Source organism: Affinirhizobium lemnae (genome assembly GCF_022968395.1).
Lineage (GTDB): Bacteria > Pseudomonadota > Alphaproteobacteria > Rhizobiales > Rhizobiaceae > Neorhizobium > Neorhizobium lemnae.
The window spans coordinates 122586-140304 of record NZ_JALJQZ010000009.1 but is presented as its reverse complement, the minus strand read 5'-3'; the positions used below and the strand labels follow the sequence as shown (position 1 = coordinate 140304).

Genomic DNA, 17719 nt, shown 5'->3' with positions numbered 1-17719 from the left:
TTGCGCTCTAGATGCGGTATGTGCCGCGAAAATTCTCCATTGAAATCTGGAAATCGCTTCCGATGAATGCTTGCGGACAGGTGGCTTCGAAACAAGATGGTTAAACGTTTAAGCCCCTGGATTTTGGCGGGTCCCGCGACATTTCTGGTCCTGATCTTCCTGATCTTTCCTGTCGGTTCTACGCTTTTTGCAACATTGACGGATGCCAAGGGTTGGCTTGCCCCCTACATGGCGTTCTTCAACAGCAGCCTGCGACGCACGGTCCTGATGCGGACGATCGAGATTTCGCTGATTACGACGGTTATCTCCGTCGTTCTAGGTTTTATCGCCGCCTATGTGGTCGCGCATGTGCCGGGGCGCCTGAAGAGCATCATGATCATCGCCGCCGTCTTCCCGCTGTTGACGGGCGTTGTTGTCCGTTCATTCGCGTGGTTGATCCTGCTCGGAAAGAACGGAATCTTGAATTCTGCGCTTCTTTCGCTGGGCCTGATCGCAGAGCCATTTTCCATGCTCTACACCAAGGGCGCTGTCATTGCGGCCATGGTCTATCTGTTCGTACCGTTGATGATCCTGACCCTTGCGGGCGTCCTGGAAGGTATCCCCAAGGATGTGGTTGAGGCCGCGTCTTCGCTTGGCGCCAAGCCGTTTGCGGTGTTCCGCCAAGTCATCCTGCCGCTTGCCATGCCGGGCCTCATCATCGGCGCCGTGCTCGTTTTCACAGGAAGCTTTACCTCCTATGCCACTCCGCAACTTCTGGGCGGCGAGCGACAAATGATGATGGGTACCTTCCTATATCAGCGGGCAATGGTGACGTTTGACTGGACTGGTGCCTCAACGGTTGCCGCCATCATGGTTGTCGTGACGATTGCCATCGTTGTCCTGATGACGCGGCTTGCGCGCCGCATGAACCCCATGGCAGCATGATCATGCAGACAAAGCTTCATCCCGCGCTGATCGCGATTGCGTCGCTCATCTTCCTGATTTTGATCGCGCCCTTGTTCATCATCCTGGGCGCCGCTGTCAGCGATACGCCTTTCCTGACCTTTCCCCCGCAGGGTTTCACGCTGAAGTGGTTCAGCAATATCTTCCAGATCGAGGCGTTCCGCACCACCGCCATCACCAGCCTCCAGATCGCGTTTCTCGGAACATTTCTGGCGCTGCTCATCGGTATTCCTGCGGCCTATGCATTGAACAGGTTCAAGATCCGCCTGCCATCCTGGCTTTCCAACGTCTTCGTCCTGCCAATTCTTGTCCCGGAGATTGTGCTTGGCTTCTCTCTGATGAAGAACATCACGATCGGTCTGCAATTGCCGGTCTATACCACGCTGCTGCTGGGGCATACGCTTCTGGCGCTGCCCTATGCGGTGCGTGTGGTGGGCGCGAGCCTTGCGTCTTTTGATTTCTCCATTGAGGAGGCCGCGATCAGCTTGGGGTGCCCGCCGCTGAAAACCTTCCTCACTGTTGTGCTACCCAACATCAGCGCCGGGGTGGTCGCCGCGTTTATTCTCGCCTTCATCACGTCGATCAACGATGTTTCGATTTCGCTGTTTCTCACCGGTCCAGGTGTCTCCACGCTGCCGATCCAGATTCTTGCGCATATGGAACAGTTCTTCGACCCCACCATCGCCTCGGTTTCGGTTCTCCTGATGCTGCTGACTGTTGGCGTCATGGCCATTGTAGAAGCCACCCTTGGCCTTACCTTCCTGACAAAGTGAACCGCTGTGACCGTATCTCTGACGCTCGAAAATGTTTCCGCCCACTACGGCTCCACGCAAGTGCTGAAGGATCTCACGCTTGCGGTGGCTGCAGGTGAACTCGTGTCTCTTCTGGGCGCCAGCGGATGCGGCAAGACCACGACATTGCGGCTTGTGGCTGGGTTTCTCCAGCCAAGTAGTGGGACGATTCGCCTCGGCGACCGGGATCTCACACGCCTTCCCGCGCATCAGCGCGATATCGGTCTGGTGTTTCAAAATTACGCCTTGTTCCCGCATCTTTCTGTCCGAGATAACGTTTCCTTCGGCTTGAAGCAGCGGGGAGCTGACGCGGCGGAGCGGAAAAAGCGTGCAGACCGCATGCTGGAGCGCGTCGGTCTTTCGAGCTTCGCAGACCGCATGCCTGCGGCCTTGTCCGGCGGTCAGAAGCAGCGCGTCGCGCTGGCTCGTGCTCTCGTCATCGAGCCGCCTCTGCTGATGTTCGATGAGCCACTCTCCAACCTGGACGCCAAGTTGCGCGTTGACATGCGTGTCGAGATTCGCCGCCTGCAACGGGCAAATGGCACGACCTCGCTCTATGTCACGCATGATCAGGAAGAGGCCTTTTCGATTTCCGACCGCGTTGCCATCATGAATGCTGGCCGCATCATGCAGCTTGATACGCCGGAAGTGCTATACCAGCGGCCTGCCAATAGTTTCGTCGCGCGGTTTGTCGGGTTTGAAAACCTGATCGACATGACCGTCGTTGAGCGTCTCGGCGAAACGGTCACGGCCCGTACCAAGGACGGCGCACTGCTTCAGCTTTCCCAGGAACGTCTCGGTGCAATACCGGATCGCTTCATTCTGGCTGCGCGACCGGATGGTCTGGCCGTTGCGCGAGACGGGAACGGAATTCCGGTAACCCTCGGAATCCGCACCTATCTTGGCCGCGCCTATCAGTACCAGTGCGCAGCCGAAGGGCAGAGCTATCTCGGTAATGGCTCCCTTAGCGAACCGCTGGACACGGGGGATCGCGCCGTTCTGTCTCCAGTCCCGGAGCAGTGCTGCATTCTCCCCGCTGACGTGTGACCTTCAATCAGCCGGTCAGAAGACGACCGGCTGCACCTGTCCCGTCTGAACGTTGACGAGCCCTTGCGGAGCGTAATCGCTTGGCGCAACGAGTACCCAGCGCCAAGGTGCGCATGTGAGTGTTGCAAAGGCGAGGCGCTCCGGAAAGCCGGGAAACCAGCGCGGGCTGAAGGTCGGCTCATACATCCAGTCGATTTTTTCGCCTTCCGCATAAAGCGTCTGCATCTCCTCATGCAATTCCTCTGGCGGGCGGCACGTCATCAGTCCCGCTACTTCGTAGCGAACTGTCGCGACCACCTCTCCATCTCTGACAAGCGCCCAACCACCGTCATTGGCGGCAATGGCGTTCACGGCCTTCGCCATGGCTTCATCGGAAGAGCCCACGCACCAGATATTGTGCTTGTCATGTGCCATGGAGCAGGCAAGAGCCGTATTCGGCGTGCGCGGTCCGCAACCGATCCAAAACATTTTTGAGACGGCGCCCTTACCCGAAAAGCGATCAACGACCGAAAACTTGGTAATGTTGCGCGCTTCATCCCGCTGGACCTGTCCATCCATGACCGGCAGCTCGAACGTCAGAAAATCGTCATCCCAATGAAACGGGCGCAGGACCGCGGCCTTCATGGTTTCTCGCCCTGGCTCCGCCTTAATGGCGAAGTCTGCGGCAGTCAGCTCTCGGCCAATGTTTATCGTCTTCGTCGCCCAATCCGGCCAGCCAATCTTGGGAACATCGAGCAGATACCTCTTGCCCTCGGACACCTGCTGCCCATCTGCCCAGACTTTTGCGATTTCCAGCCGCTGTACATCAAACAAGAGGACGATATCAGCGTAACGTCCCGGCGCGATCGATCCGACCCAGGGTGTGAGGCGCATATGACGGGCAGGATTGATGGTGGCGCATTGGATGGCAATCTCTGGCGCAAGTCCGGACTCGATGGCGAGACGCACGTTATAATCGGTCGCACCCATTTTCAGTGTGTCGGATGCGCTGCGATCGTCCGTGGTGAAGGCGATCTGCGACCAGTCCTGAAGGCCCTTTTCCAGAAGACCCTTGATGACATCCGGCAGGCTGTGCGGACGCAATTCCATGAACAGTCCATGGGTGAGTTTGTCCCAGAACTCTTCGAACGTCCATGCTTCATGATCTGACGAAAGTCCGGCGGCGGCAAAGGCATTGATGGTCGCAATATCGCGTATGCCTGCGGCATGTCCCTCCACGACGCCGCGCTGCTCGAATGTGGCGCGGATCATCCCCCAAAGTCGGTCATAGGAGGGGTTGTCGCGATTCCAGACGGCGGGCCAGTCCATGACCTCGTCAAGACCGGCAACCATAAGACTTTCCTTCAGGAATGCCTTCTGCTCGTCATAACCAAGAAAGCCGCCACCATGCTCATATCCTGTCGGCGGTACGGCAGAGCCGGGCAGGGGGAAGATTTTGAGCGGCGATCCGGTCTCGCGTGCCTTCAGCCAGAATTCCAGCGTCTTGGCGCCATTCACATTGGAAAACTCGTGGCTCGCCTCGCAAGTCCAGGTGTTGCCACGCGGGAGCACAAGTGCTGCCTCGTATTCCGGTGTCAGATGCGAGCTTTCGATATGCTTGTGGACCTCGCCCAGACCAGGGATGGCAGAAAGATCCGGTTCATGAACGCGCTTTTCGACCTGGCCCGGATAGGTTCCTGCCGGACCGACATAGGCGATACGGCGGCCTTTGATGATGATCTCCTGATCCAGGCTCCAGGTGCGCGTCGCCACATCCAAAAGACGACCCACCCGCAAGGCGGTATCTGCGGGTTGCTTGCCCAGTGCAACGAGCGTCAACTCCTGACGGATGGCCACCTCTGCCGCTGAACTCGGGTTGATGTCCAAGGAGTGGCGGTGGGAAGTGCTGGTCATGGGGGGCTCCCTCGCTGGATGCGAGTACTGAAGGAAACTAAATCAGTTCAATGGAATAGATGCTTCACCGTATAGCGGCAACTGTCAAATTAGCCGGTGGATCTCATAACGCGACGGCTTCTTTTCCGTCTTCTTCGATGCGGCGGATAATCGGATAGACAACCTGACCGTCCTCTTCCCCGCGGGGAAAGTGTCCATCCCGGTGTCGCTTTTCTGCCTCCTTGTAGCCGGCGGGGGAAACGCCGATATAGTGCTTGAACATGCGGGAAAAGTAATAGCTATCGAGATAGCCCACCATCTCCGCCGTTTGCTTCACCGAACGTCCTGCTGCCAGCAGGCCCATGGCGCGCTCCATCCTTTTGAATTCCTGATATTTTGTCGGCGTAAGACCCACCTGTCGTCTGAAAATGCGGCGGAAGTAATCCACATTATAGGGGATGGACGCCAGGACGAGGTCCACGATCTCGTTGTTGAGCGGTTCGGCAGCGATGCGGCTGGCAGCGACCATGACCGCAAGTGACAGGGCATCCGGATTGTCGACAGTCGCTTCCACCTGCTGGCGCCACCCCAGGAAGGCCGCCTCGATATAGGCAATCAGGAACACCATGAACATGTGATGCTGGGCAAGTGTCGTGGAGGACAGCGGTGCGGTCTCTCGATAATGCCCGACGAGTGGTTCCAGCATGTCCCAGCGAGGCAGATGCACCGCGCGCCGCAGTTCCATCTGCTGAATCATGTCCATTCGACCGAATACATCCAGCGTGAAGTGCTGTGCAGCACCCGTATAAAGTTCGGACGATGTGGACCGGCCGATAAAACGGGTGTTGGCATCGATCAGCAGAGCCATTCCCGGCCGCATTTCGATAACCTCATCTCCAATAGCATAGGTCGCTGATCCTGTAAGACATATGATAAGATCGTGAACGCTATTCGATTTGTCGATCATCCAGCTGGGTGAGTGCAACATCTTGATCGTAGAACGGGTTAGCTTCAGAGTCAGGGCATGAACCGGAATTGCGCCCAAAGGCCCATGTTCGTTTTTATCCATCTTTTTGTCCTGAAGCCTCTATTCTCTTCAACTCGTATGACAAGGATATTACGCCCAACTGATGGGGTTGCATAGCTCTATCGCCTGTTCAATGGGAGGAGCGGGTCAAGATCGTACTAATCAGCGGAATTTTCGCTGAGGGAGTAGGGTTTTACCGACGACTTTAGATGCAGATTTCAGACTATAAGATTGTCGATCGTCCGGCCAATTGCGTAAGCGCCTTCAGACGCGATTCCTGGCCTGCTCCGGCGCAGAAAATGCCGAATGCAGGCCCCCTAAATCTGTATGACATGTTCTTCGGGCGCAGGAAATGCGGAGGTACGGCATGAGCGGGGATAGCCGTTTCCTGGGGCTGGTCTACCTGGCGCCCTACATCATCGGGTTGATGGTGTTCACGGCACTGCCATTTGCAGCGTCGTTCTATCTGAGCTTCACCGATTACAACCTGATGAGCGCTCCGATCTTTACCGGTCTTGAGAACTACGTGAAGCTGTTTACCAGCGATCGCACATTCCGTAAGTCGCTGTGGGTTACGCTGGTTTATGTGTTCACGACGGTTCCGCTGAAACTGGCCTTCGCACTCTTCATAGCGGTCATTCTGAATTACAAGCTGAAGTTCATCAACTTCTTCCGGACTGCCTTCTATGTGCCTTCTATCCTCGGTGGATCGATCGCCATTGCAGTCATGTGGCGCTATCTGTTTGCAGATGTCGGCATCGTGAACATGGGCCTGGCTGCTATCGGTTTCGAGCCTGTCAACTGGTTCGGCGATCCAACCAATGCGCTGTTCACCATCACGCTTCTGCGGCTTTGGCAGTTCGGCTCGGCCATGGTGATCTTCCTCGCGGCTTTGCAGAGCATCGACAAGTCTCTCTACGAGGCAGCCTCGATTGACGGCGCAGGCAAATTCGCCACCTTCTGGCACATCACCATGCCGCTGATCACGCCGGTCATTTTCTTCAACCTGATCATGCAGATGGTTCAGGCCTTCCAGGAGTTCAACGGCCCTTACATCATCACGCAGGGCGGTCCGCTGAAGTCCACCTACCTCCTGCCTCTGTACATCTATGAGGAGGCCTTCAAGCGGTTCGATATGGGCTATGCCTCTGCAATTGCCTGGGTTCTCTTTGCCATCATCATGGTCCTGACCGTCATCGCCTTCTGGTCCTCGCGCCATTGGGTCTACTACGCCGGCGACAAGAGGAGCTGATCCCGTGACAGATCACGCACTTTCCACTCCACTCTCCGTTGATCGCGAAGCGGAGCAGATCTTGAAGGCGCAGCGTCGCCGCCAGATTATCAGCGCCACTCTTCGCTATGGTGTGCTGTTTTCCGTTGGTCTGGTCATGCTCTATCCGCTGATCTGGCTGATCGGGGCGTCGTTCAAACCGAACTCGGAGATCTTTGCGGGCGCAGGCTTCATTCCGCACGAGGGGACGGTCGCCGGCTACGTCAACGGCTGGCAAACCTCGACGCCCTACACGTTCGGTCGCTTTTTCTGGAATACCTTCCTGATCGTCATTCCGAAGATCATCGGTACCGCCATCTCCTGCACTGCCGTGGCTTACGGTTTCGCCCGCTTTGATTTTCCAGGCAAGAAGATCCTGTTCGCGTCCCTGATCGCGACGCTGCTCTTGCCAAACGTCGTGACCCGCATCCCGCAGTACCTTTTGTTCCGCGATCTGGGCTGGCTCGACAGCTTCCTTCCGCTCTGGGTTCCGTCTGCTTTTGCGGGCGATGCCTTCTTCGTTTTCATGCTGGTGCAGTTCCTGCGCGCCATTCCGCGCGACATGGAAGAGGCCGCCCGTGTTGATGGCGCCTCCACCTGGCAGGTTCTGCTGTTCATCGTGGTGCCGCTTTTAACGCCCGCCCTGATCTCGGTCTGCCTGTTCCAGTTCATGTGGACGATGAACGACTTCCTCGGCCCGCTCATCTACATCTCGTCGGTCGACAAATTCCCTGTCTCGCTGGCGCTCAAACTCTCGATCGATACCACCGAAGCCTTCGAGTGGAACCGCATCCTGGCCATGTCCGTGCTCACCATCATGCCTGCGCTGATCGTGTTCTTCGTGGCCCAGAAATACTTCATCGAAGGCATCTCCGCCGGTGGCGTGAAAGGATAAGACGATGGCTCGCTTGCAGCTTAGAAATCTGGAAAAGGATTATGGCGGCTTCAAAGCCGTGCATGGGATCAACCTCGATGTGAATGACGGCGAGTTCATGGTTCTGGTCGGGCCATCCGGCTGCGCCAAGTCCACGACCTTGCGCATGATCGCAGGTCTTGAGCGGGTCACGGGCGGAGAAATCCGTATCGGCGACAACCTCGTTAACGACAAGGCTCCCGGCGAGCGTGGCATTGCCATGGTGTTCCAGAATTATGCGCTCTATCCGCATATGAAGGTCCGGAAAAACCTTTCCTTCGGTCTGCGCCTGAAACGTCGTCCGAAGGATGAGATCGAGCAGGCGACCCGCGACGTGTCCAACATTCTCGAAATCGGGGATTATCTGGAACGCCTGCCGAAGCAGCTTTCTGGCGGGCAGGCGCAGCGCGTGGCAGTGGGGCGCGCGCTCATCAAGAAGCCGCAGGTCTTCCTGTTCGACGAGCCGCTATCCAACCTCGATGCGAAACTTCGCGCCTCGATGCGCGTCCGCATCACCGATCTTCATAAGCAGCTGAAGGCAGACGGTCTGCAATCTACCGTCGTCTATGTCACCCACGACCAGACGGAAGCCATGACCATGGGCGACCGCATTTGCGTGATGAAGGAAGGCCGCATCATGCAGGTGGCCGACCCCGTCACGCTATACAATCGCCCAGCCAATTCCTTTGTCGCAGGCTTTATCGGTAGCCCTGAAATGAACCTGATGGAAGCCGATCTGGCTGACTCCACCCTTTCCATTGGCAGCCAGCGCCTTCCGCTCGGATCGGACGTCATGGCGCGTCTGAGCCAGATGGCAGCGAAGCGCCTGACGCTTGGCGTTCGTCCGCAGCACTTCCGCGTGGCAGGATCAGATGAGGCCGGCACGCTTGCTGGCAAGGTTTCCCACGTCGAGTTCATGGGCCACGAGGTCTATCTCTACGTGAAGGTCGAGGGTTCTCAGGTCATCGCCGTGGTGCCGTCTGCCCAGTACGATCGCAGCAAGATCAGCGGCGATACGGTCTATCTCGCACCGCAGTCGGAAAACATCCATTTGTTCGACCGCGTGAGCGGCGAAAACATCTCACTAGCCAAGCTTGATTAAACGCGTTCGGGGAGGAACGACCATGAAACTGACGAAACTTCTGCTTGCTACGGCCTTCGCAGCCACCAGCCTTGGGCAGGTCAGCCAAGCTGCCGATCTACGCATGTCCTGGTGGGGTGGCGACAGCCGACATAAGGTAACACAGGAAGCCCTGAAGGTCTGCGGCGACAGATATGGCCACAAGATCGCGGCCGAGTTTACCGGCTTCGATGGTCATCTGGAAAAGGTGACCACCCAGATCGCAGGCGGCACGGAAGCCGATATCATGCAGATCAACTGGCCATGGCTGCCACTCTTTTCCATCAAGGGTGATGGCTTCGCGGATCTCAACCAGTTCAAGGACATCATCGATCTCAGCCAGTGGTCCGCCGATGATCTCGCTGCTGGCACGATGAACGGTAAGCTGAACGGCTTGTCTGTATCGACGACGGGCCGCGTGTTCATGTTCAACAAGACCGCGCTCGACAAGGCAGGCGTTGCGATCCCGACCACTTGGGACGAACTCTTCAAGGCCGCCAAGGCAGTGAAGGAAAAGATCGGCCCTGATGCCTATCCGATGAATGCGGTCAAGGAGACGGCGGTTCTTCTGATCTCGCTGAATGCGACACAGTCGACAGGCAAGGACCTTGTCGACCCGGCCACGAAGAAAGTCGCCTGGAAGCCTGAAGAGCTGGCCAAGGCCATCGATTTCTACGGCAAGATGGTCAAGGACGGTGTCGTGATGTCGCAGAAGTCTGTCGCGGCAGAAGGCAACCTCAACCTGTTCGAAAGCCCGAAGTGGGCAGATGGGCGCATTTCCGGTTCCTATGAATGGGATTCGACCTTCTCCAAATATGCTGATCCACTGAAGGGCCAGAAGCTGGAGCCTGTCGCCATCCTGAAGGCAAGTGATGCGAAGACCGATGGTGTCTACCGCAAGCCTTCAATGGTCTTCTCGATCTCGAAGCGTTCGAAGGATCCGAAGGCTGCGGCCCAGATCGTCAACTGCCTGCTGAACGAGCCGGAAGCCATCAAGATCCTCGGCACTTCGCGTGGTCTTCCCGCCAGCAAGATTGCAGCTAAGACCCTGACGGACGGCGGTAAGATCGAGGCGGAACTTTTGAAGGCGCATGACATCATCGTCAAGGCCAACGGCCCCACCGTTTCGCCGCTGAACGAGCATCCGGAAATCCGCTCCGTCTTCCTCGATGCGCTCGAAGAATATGCTTACGGACAGATTGATTCCAAGGAAGCCGCAGAAACCATCATCGATGGCGTGAACGGTGTCCTGAAGAAATTCTGATCCTCCCAGGGCATCGCGCGAGGATGTCGCGCGGGGCCAACCTCCCGCTTTCCGAGGACATGTCCATGTCGCGACTAGCGCTGATTGCCGTGAGCACCCGCACGGCGACTGTCAGCATTGATGCCGAACAGAGCCACTTTTTACTGGCCGAATTGGTAGACTGGCGTCTCATCAACGATGAGAGTGAGACTGTTGCCACCGGAGTTGCCGATCAGGCCGTATTCACGATCCACGACCTGCAACCTTCGACACGATATCGCCTCCTGTGCGACAGAGACGAGCTCGACATCAATACCAGTAGGGAGAGCACCCTCGTCAACATCGTCGACGAGGGTGCATCACTGGAACTGGACGATAATGCGCCACGCATACAGGCGGCGATCAATACGCTTCCGAATGGTGCCACACTTGTCATTCCTGCTGGTACGTTCCGCTCAGGACCTCTGTTTCTGAAGAGCAATATGACTTTGCTTCTGGAGGAAGGTGCTGTTCTGCTGGGCCATGAAAACCGGAAGCACTATCCTATCCTGCCTGCGCGCCATGCCGATGGTCGGGTTCTTGGAACCTGGGAAGGGGTGGCGGAAGCCTGCTTTGCCAGTCTCATTACCGCCATCGACTGCCAGAACCTGAACATCACCGGAGCCGGGCTGATCAACGGTGGCGCCGATGCGGCCGATTGGTGGACGTGGCCGAAGGAGACCCGCGATGGCGCCCGGCGTCCCCGCACGCTGTTCGTTTCGCATTCCGACCATGTGCAAGTGACTGGTCTGACGATATGCAATTCACCCTCCTGGACAGTTCATCCCGTCTTCTGCCGGGACTTTCTGGCTGCGGATCTGCGCATATCCAACGATCCCCATTCGCCCAACACCGACGGTTTGAACCCGGAATGCAGCCGGGATGTCAGATTGGTGGGCATCCATTTTTCCGTCGGCGATGACTGTATCGCCATCAAGGCAGGGAAGAGGGATCTGAAAGGCGGACTGGACCAGCCCTGCGAAGGCATCCTCATCGAGAATTGCCATATGCAGCGCGGGCATGGCGGCGTCGTGATCGGAAGCGAAATGAGCGGCACGGTGCGCGACGTTACCATCCGCAGATGTTCTCTGCGGGCAACCGACCGCGGCCTTCGCATCAAAACCCGGCGCGGACGAGGTGGTCAGGTGAGCAATATCTCACTGGATGATTGCTATATGGACCAGGTTGCAACGCCGCTCGTGATCAACGCATTTTACTTCTGTGATGCGGACGGAAAGTCCGATTACGTTCAATCCCGATCGGCGCTTCCTGTTACCGATGCCACGCCAAAGATATCGGGGATTCATCTTCGAAATGTCGTTGCGGACAACGTGGGTATTGCCGCAGCCGCATTTTATGGTCTGCCAGAATCGCCCGTGACGGGAATTTCAATCGAGAACTATCGGGTCACATTCGATCCGAATGCCAAACCGGATGTGCCGGACATGGCCTGCGGTTTCATCCCCCTTCGTCATGGCGGGATCATTGCCGAAAATGCCGAATTCGATCGCCGTGATGGGATCGTCCTGACTCCTTCTTTGCAGAGTGTTTCCGCATGAACATCAACCTGCCTGACTATTTCGACGCTTATGCCCGAGACTACAGCCTCTACAAGGGAGGAGCCTCCTGCTATGAAGACGGCTGTCTGTATCGCGGTCTCATCATGCTGCACGAGGCAACGGGCGAGGAGCGTTGGTTCCGTCATCTGAAGCGCCTCGCAGACGCTCAGGTCGGCCCAAACGGGGAACTGGCTGGTTACACAGTTGACGAATACAACATTGACAACGTGCTTCCCGGTCGTGCGTTTCTCTACCTTGCGAGGCGCACCGGCGACGATCGCTATCGCAAGGCGGCGGATCTGCTGGCGAAACAGCTGGAAACACATCCGCGGATTGAAGCCGGACCGCATTGGCACAAGTTGCGCTATCCGCATCAGGTCTGGCTGGACGGCCTTTACATGGCTTTGCCATTCAAGGCGGAATATGCGGCGGCTGCCCGGCAGTCCAGGCTTGCCGAGCAAGCACTTGGCGAAATGCTGACGGCTCTTCGCCTGACTGAAGACAAGGATGCCAATCTCTATCGCCACGGCTACGATGAATCGCGGCAACAGAAATGGGCTGATCCGGCGACAGGTCTTTCACCCGCACATTGGGGACGCTCCCTTGGCTGGTTGGCCATGGCGCTTGTGGATCTGATCGACGCCCTGCCACCGGGAGCTTCCACCAATCAGCTTTCTGCCAGGTTGCTATCCCTGCTGCTGCGGCTACAGGAAATGCAACTTTCCGATGGTCGCTGGCTGCAGGTCATCGATCAGCCGGAGCTCCCCGGTAATTATCCAGAGAGTTCCGCGACGGCGATGCTGGCCTATGCGTACATGAAGGCTGCGCGCCTGCCCGGACTTTCACCCGCTCTGGCGGATACCGGTCAGAAAGCCCTGGATGGGTTGATGACCAACGCTATGATCAAGAACGCAGATGGCCGAACCGTCCTCGGCAATATCTGCTGCGTGGCCGGGCTTGGTGGTTTCGACGGCAATTACCGGGATGGTACGGCCGAGTACTATCTGACCGAGGTGCTGCGCGATGACGACATCAAGGGTGTCGCGCCACTTATGATGGCCTATTCGGAACTCGTCAGCGCCGGCGATGCAAGGGCAGGCCAGCACCGGATACCTGCATAGCCTTTTGCCTATAACTCGTGGATCTGAACATCGGGAACCACGGATTTTGCAATATCGCATAAATGCCGGTGGTGGGTCAGGTAGATCACCTGACCCATGGTCGCCATGTGTCCGAACAGCCGGAAAACTTCCTCAGAACGCGGTTCGTCAAATGTTTCCATGATGTCGTCAGCGACGAAGGGAATTGACGGGCGAACGGCCGCGAATTCTTCGTAGCCCGCAAGTCTCAGTGCCAGATAGAGCTGGTAGCGCGTACCGGTCGACATGGCATCCGATAGCTTGGAGCCTCCATCCCTCGTCACACCGATCAGAATCTCCTTGCCACCATCGGGCTGGGTGCTGAGACCTGAATATTCGTTTCGGGTCATCTGCCGGAAAGCCGTCGAGGCCTTGGTCATCATCGAACTGCGGTGTTTCTCGCGATAAAGGCTCAATGCAGTCTCGGCAGCCATGGTGCCGACACGCAAACGAAGATAGCGCTGGGCCTGCTCCTGGATATCGAGAATGATGGTCGCGCGTCGTGCTTCCAGGCGCGCCACTGCATCATCGCCGCCAACCGCATCGATCTTGTCCTGGGCCCGCGTCAGCTCCGCATAGAGTTCGCGCGATCGCTGAGACAGGTTCTCGATCGTTTGCGTCAGCTGTTGGACATCCGACGCCGCGCGTTCCGCATCCAGCTCGGTCAGCATGCGAACAGCATCATCCAGGTTGTTCACAGACAGCATGTCCAGCAGTTGATGGCGAAGTTCGGCCGCGCGTGCGTCCAAACGGTCGCGCTCTGCGGCCCGCTCCAGATATTGGCTGACGGCATCCAGACTTTCGACCCCGAAGAATGACGTGAATTCTGCCTTGCGCGATGCGTGGGCCGCGAGCCGTAGTTCGACAGCGTCAAGAGCTTCCTTCTGCCTTCCAAGATCGGCCATCCGGGACTGCCGGTGCAATTGCAGCTGTTCCACTTCTTGTCTGCCACGTTCCAGTCGGCTGGCAAGAGCGATCACATCCTCATCAGTCTCGATCCAGCCGACGGACGCGCAAAGCTCTCGAACCTGTTCTGCAAACCGGGCAATGTCCCGTGCCATCAGTTCCGTGCGATGAGCTAGCTGATCGCGCTGTCCAATGAGACGGGGCAGATCCGTCAGTCGGTCGAGAATGCCACGCACCGCGGCGGGGTCCGTCTCTTCCGCGAACCAGGTCCGGTTCAGCGCGGTCATCCACTCCTCGCGCCATTCGTCCTGCGCTTGGCAAGCGTCTGCCAGATCCTGCTGGCGCTCGCTCAGATCGCGCTGCAGCTCGCCAAGTCTGTTCGCTTGCTGGTGCCGCTCCCGGGCCTGTTCCTGACCTGCAGTCAGCCATTCACTGATGGCATCGAGTTTTCCTTCGAAATCAGCTGGTGAAGGTTGAATGTCTGGAATGTCCGAAAGCAGCAGGTTCAGCTCTTCTAGCTGCTGCCGTTCCGTTTCCTGTAACTCCTCCACTTTATCGTTGGCGTCGGCCCAGCTGTCGTAAGCGTAAAGGTAGTCTGCCCGCGCTCTGGAGAAACCTTCGATCCATGAGATCACCGCCGGGATGTCTGCTTCCTTTCCGCGCTCGAAAGGCAGTACCTCCATCAGACGATGCAACAGATCCGTTCGTTCCTGGCTGATCTCAGCGAGAGCCTCTTCGGTCTCCCGGAGCTTCACCGAAAGCGCCTGCCGCTCTTGCCGCAGTCGCCGCCACTCAACCAACTCCCCGGAGTGGGCAAGACGGCTGTCGCTGACCTTGTCGTACTCTTGCATCAAGGCGTCGAAGGATTGAGCGGTCTCCGCGGTCAAACTGCTGAGATGCTGCTGCCATGCCTCGTTTCGACGCTGGCGTAGCGCGGCGGCGGATGCGTCATCAAAATTTTCCGCCTCGCTACGCGATGCAGCAAGACGCGCCTCCGTCTCCGCAAGCCGCGTGCGGGTTTCGCGCAGGCTTTCCTTCATCCGGGCCGTCTGCCGGTCCAATTCCGCAGACTGCTGACGCCAAGCCTCCATCTGCCGAGGATCGGGCACTCTCAGAGACCTAAGCTCGTCGGCGGTCCCCTCCCTGGGCAGGAGAGCGGTCGCGGTCTGTTCTACCTGCCGCCGTAGTCGCTCCAATCCCCGTTTCTCCAACGTGATAAGGGAACGAGTGTCGCTTTTGCGAAGCCGCTCGAGGACCGCGGTCACCTGCCGGTCCTTTTTCTCATCACGATCGGACGAGGAATGGTCCGCTAGTTTTACGGCGGCAAGTTCAATGGCGGCTTCAATGCGTTCAACTTCGCGCTGAACGGTCTTCAACGTCGCACTGATGCCAGATCGCGTTTCGATCAAATCGCGAAGCTTGCCCGTCAGAGCCGGTGAAAGAATGAGCGTTTCAGGCTGATTTTCACCTTCTTTGCCAAGCGTGCGCAGAGCCTGCTGAAGAAGTGCCTGACTTTCGGCCAACTCAAGCTGCCGTCTCTCGAGATCCTTTACTCCGGTAATATGGCGCGCCTTTTCGAGCGTCAGCGTGGAGATTGCATCTGCTGCCTCGCGGATCTTGGGATCTATGGCAATTGCCGCAATCTCGCTTTCAAGGCGCTCGATAGATGCCGCAAGACCGGCCTTCTCTGTTTCCAGCTGCGTTTCATCGCGCATAGCTTCGGCAAGAAGGGCGGCCCATTCTCTGGGCGGACGCGGAAGATCTGCCAGTGGCACAAGAGCTTCTTCAGTGCGCCGCAGTTCGCGCAGCAAAGGCAGCGCGCGCAATTCCGCCTGCAATCTCAGCGCCTCGACCTGCGCGCCTGAAAGTTCTTGAAGGACTGTGCTGTAATTCTTCTGGACTTGATCGCGGGTCGAAACAAGGCCGGCGAAGGCCGGGGCATAGGTGTCGATTTCGTCCCGTTCCGCCTTCAGCCCAGCCAGTCGCTGCTTCAAATCGGCCAGTTGCGTGGTGCGGGCTCGCTTTTTGTGAAAGGCGAAAGCCTCTTCTTCGGTCGCGTTCAAAACGCGGCTAAGTTCGGCAAGGCCTGCGCTTGCGGAAAACAGAAGCTCCCCCAGATCCCCCTTGCTTTCCACAATCGCACGTCCGCCATCCTGCAGCGAATGCTCATCAAGCGAAAACATGGCCTTGTAGGAGTCACGCGTCAGCCCGCCCAGTGCAGATGCAATAACGGCTTCCGGCAGTGGTTGACCAGAGCGATCAAGGAGTGCGTTTGTCCGCTTCTTGATGCGGATGAAATCCTGTCCGCGACCGTCGATCTCCAATCGCCCGCCGATTTGCATGGCGCTATAGGCATGCAAAAAATCGTAGGAACTCTTGTCGGGAATACCGAATAGCAGATCGAGATAGGCGGAGAATGCCGTCGATTTTCCCGCCTCGTTCAGACCGTAGACGATATGGAGGTCCGGCGAACCTTCTCGGTGTGCGCCAAAGTCGAGCACGCGGTCGGTAAACTTGCCGTAGCGCGTGAGATCGAGCCGGGAAAGACGCATCAGTTCTTCTCCCGATCAACGGAGGCCAGTCGCGAAAGGATGTCTTCGCTGCCCTGTGCTATCAACTGATCGACGAGGCTGTCGAAACTTTCGGTATCCTTTCCCGCAAACTGCCTTGCTTCTGCGGGAAGATCATCAAGAAGCTGGGTGACGAGCTCGCGCACCTGCTCCCTGTAACCCGCCGAGGGGATGACCTGACGGTGAATAATCTCCTTGAGCTCAACCACCGGATCTCCACCTGATACGCCGACAGGCGCCGAGGGTGGGCTCACATCCAGCTCGAGCTTTTCGATCCAGACCCGCCCGGTTCTTTCCGCGCGCTGTTCGGCTTCAGCCAGAAGCAGATCCATGTCACGGCGCATCGTCCAGGCCAGAGGCGTTTCGCCAATCAGACGCAGACGCGCAACGAGATGGCTTGAGAGGGTACGTATTCTTTCGCGCTCCAGAGTGGAGCCAATGCGTTCTGCGAGATCTGTCCATTCCGTCAGGCCTGACACGTCGACGTCGATACGAGCAAATTGTGCAATGCTCGTGAGGCGTTCTTCGATCGCCAGACTACCATCGTCACGAACAGTCACCAGCGTGACGCTTTTTTCTCCTGCCTCGTTGATATCACGCCCCTGTGGCATGCCGGGCATGATGACCGTCCGTTCTCCTGCGTGATGCGTCCGCTGGTGAATATGGCCAAGAGCCCAGTAGTGAAAGCCGGAGGCATGCAGTTCGCTGACGGAGCAGGGTGCATAGAGATCATGGCCTGGCGCGCCAGCGAGACTCGTATGCATGATGCCGATGTTGATTGCGCCGGAAACTGCCGGTTTGTATTTCGGCAGAAGGCTTTCCGGAGCCTGTGGCTTGGCAAAGCTGAGGCCATGGATGGCGACCGTGTGGTTCCCGGCGTTCAATTCAACACTTTCGGCGCGCCCGGAAAACACTTTGACCGAAGGCGGTAGTACCAATTCCTGGGTGATGCGGGATAGAGCATCGTGATTACCGCGGATCTTGAAGACGTTGATATTCGCCTCATGCAGCCGCTGCATCTGCGTTGCCAGGAATCGCGCAGTCTTCATCGAGGTCTGGTCGCCGTCGTAAAGATCTCCGGCGATGATCAGCGCATCGACCCGCTCTTCAAGGCAGAGATCGACGATACGCACAAGCGCTTGCCGTGTGGCATCGCCAATGAGTTCTGCCAGCTCCGCATTGCGCAGCGAAAGGCTCCGCAGAGGAGAATCGAGGTGAATGTCGGCTGTGTGTATGAACCTGAAAGCCATGCCTCGGTCTAGCCGGAATAGCATCTGCGTT

The 17719-nt window shown here is 57.6% G+C and carries 13 protein-coding genes; 9 read left to right on the top strand and 4 right to left on the bottom strand.

What is annotated here, in order from left to right; all coding sequences use genetic code 11:
• Positions 1-96 precede the first annotated feature (96 nt).
• The 3 genes from MUU53_RS08315 to MUU53_RS08305 are packed head-to-tail and all read left to right on the top strand — an operon-like array spanning position 97 to position 2780.
• Positions 97-924, top strand: coding sequence for an ABC transporter permease (locus tag MUU53_RS08315; protein ID WP_247260488.1), 828 nt, complete (start codon positions 97-99; stop codon positions 922-924).
• Between the two features lie 2 nt (positions 925-926).
• Positions 927-1715, top strand: a complete 789-nt coding sequence (locus MUU53_RS08310) for an ABC transporter permease (RefSeq protein WP_281435038.1) — start codon at positions 927-929, stop codon at positions 1713-1715.
• 6 nt (positions 1716-1721) lie between these two features.
• Entirely contained in the window at positions 1722-2780 is a 1059-nt protein-coding gene (locus tag MUU53_RS08305; RefSeq protein WP_247260487.1) for an ABC transporter ATP-binding protein, read from the top strand.
• Positions 2781-2795: 15 nt separating this feature from the next.
• Here the strand turns inward: MUU53_RS08305 and MUU53_RS08300 are convergent, their stop codons facing one another.
• On the bottom strand, positions 2796-4673 hold the full coding sequence (locus MUU53_RS08300) for an adenine deaminase (protein WP_247260486.1): 1878 nt from the start codon (positions 4671-4673) through the stop codon (positions 2796-2798).
• Between the two features lie 103 nt (positions 4674-4776).
• A complete protein-coding gene (locus MUU53_RS08295; RefSeq protein WP_247260485.1) occupies positions 4777-5721 on the bottom strand; it encodes a helix-turn-helix transcriptional regulator in 945 nt (314 codons plus the stop codon).
• 325 nt (positions 5722-6046) lie between these two features.
• On the opposite strand from MUU53_RS08295, the gene MUU53_RS08290 reads away from it, so the two are divergent.
• From MUU53_RS08290 to MUU53_RS08265, 6 genes are all read left to right on the top strand, one after another.
• A complete protein-coding gene (locus MUU53_RS08290) occupies positions 6047-6931 on the top strand; it encodes a carbohydrate ABC transporter permease (protein ID WP_247260484.1) in 885 nt (294 codons plus the stop codon).
• A gap of 58 nt (positions 6932-6989) precedes the next feature.
• Entirely contained in the window at positions 6990-7844 is an 855-nt protein-coding gene (locus MUU53_RS08285; protein WP_062556925.1) for a carbohydrate ABC transporter permease, read from the top strand.
• Between the two features lie 4 nt (positions 7845-7848).
• Positions 7849-8964 carry an ABC transporter ATP-binding protein gene (locus tag MUU53_RS08280; RefSeq protein ID WP_247260483.1) on the top strand — a complete coding sequence of 372 codons (1116 nt, stop codon included), beginning with the start codon at positions 7849-7851 and terminating at the stop codon, positions 8962-8964.
• 22 nt (positions 8965-8986) lie between these two features.
• Positions 8987-10246, top strand: a complete 1260-nt coding sequence (locus MUU53_RS08275; protein ID WP_247260482.1) for an ABC transporter substrate-binding protein — start codon at positions 8987-8989, stop codon at positions 10244-10246.
• 65 nt (positions 10247-10311) lie between these two features.
• Complete coding sequence (gene pglA / locus MUU53_RS08270) at positions 10312-11823, top strand: polygalacturonase PglA (RefSeq protein WP_247260481.1); 1512 nt, start codon at positions 10312-10314, stop codon at positions 11821-11823.
• 2 nt (positions 11824-11825) lie between these two features.
• Positions 11826-12944 (top strand): glycoside hydrolase family 88/105 protein, encoded by a 1119-nt coding sequence (locus MUU53_RS08265; protein WP_247260500.1) that lies wholly within the window; start codon positions 11826-11828, stop codon positions 12942-12944.
• Between the two features lie 8 nt (positions 12945-12952).
• On the opposite strand, the gene MUU53_RS08260 is transcribed toward MUU53_RS08265, so the two are convergent.
• Both MUU53_RS08260 and MUU53_RS08255 read right to left on the bottom strand, forming a co-directional pair.
• Complete coding sequence (locus tag MUU53_RS08260) at positions 12953-16420, bottom strand: ATP-binding protein (RefSeq protein WP_247260480.1); 3468 nt, start codon at positions 16418-16420, stop codon at positions 12953-12955.
• Complete coding sequence (locus tag MUU53_RS08255) at positions 16420-17688, bottom strand: metallophosphoesterase family protein (RefSeq protein ID WP_247260479.1); 1269 nt, start codon at positions 17686-17688, stop codon at positions 16420-16422. Before MUU53_RS08255 ends, MUU53_RS08260 begins: the two co-directional genes overlap by 1 nt.
• Between the last annotated feature and the right edge of the window lie 31 nt (positions 17689-17719).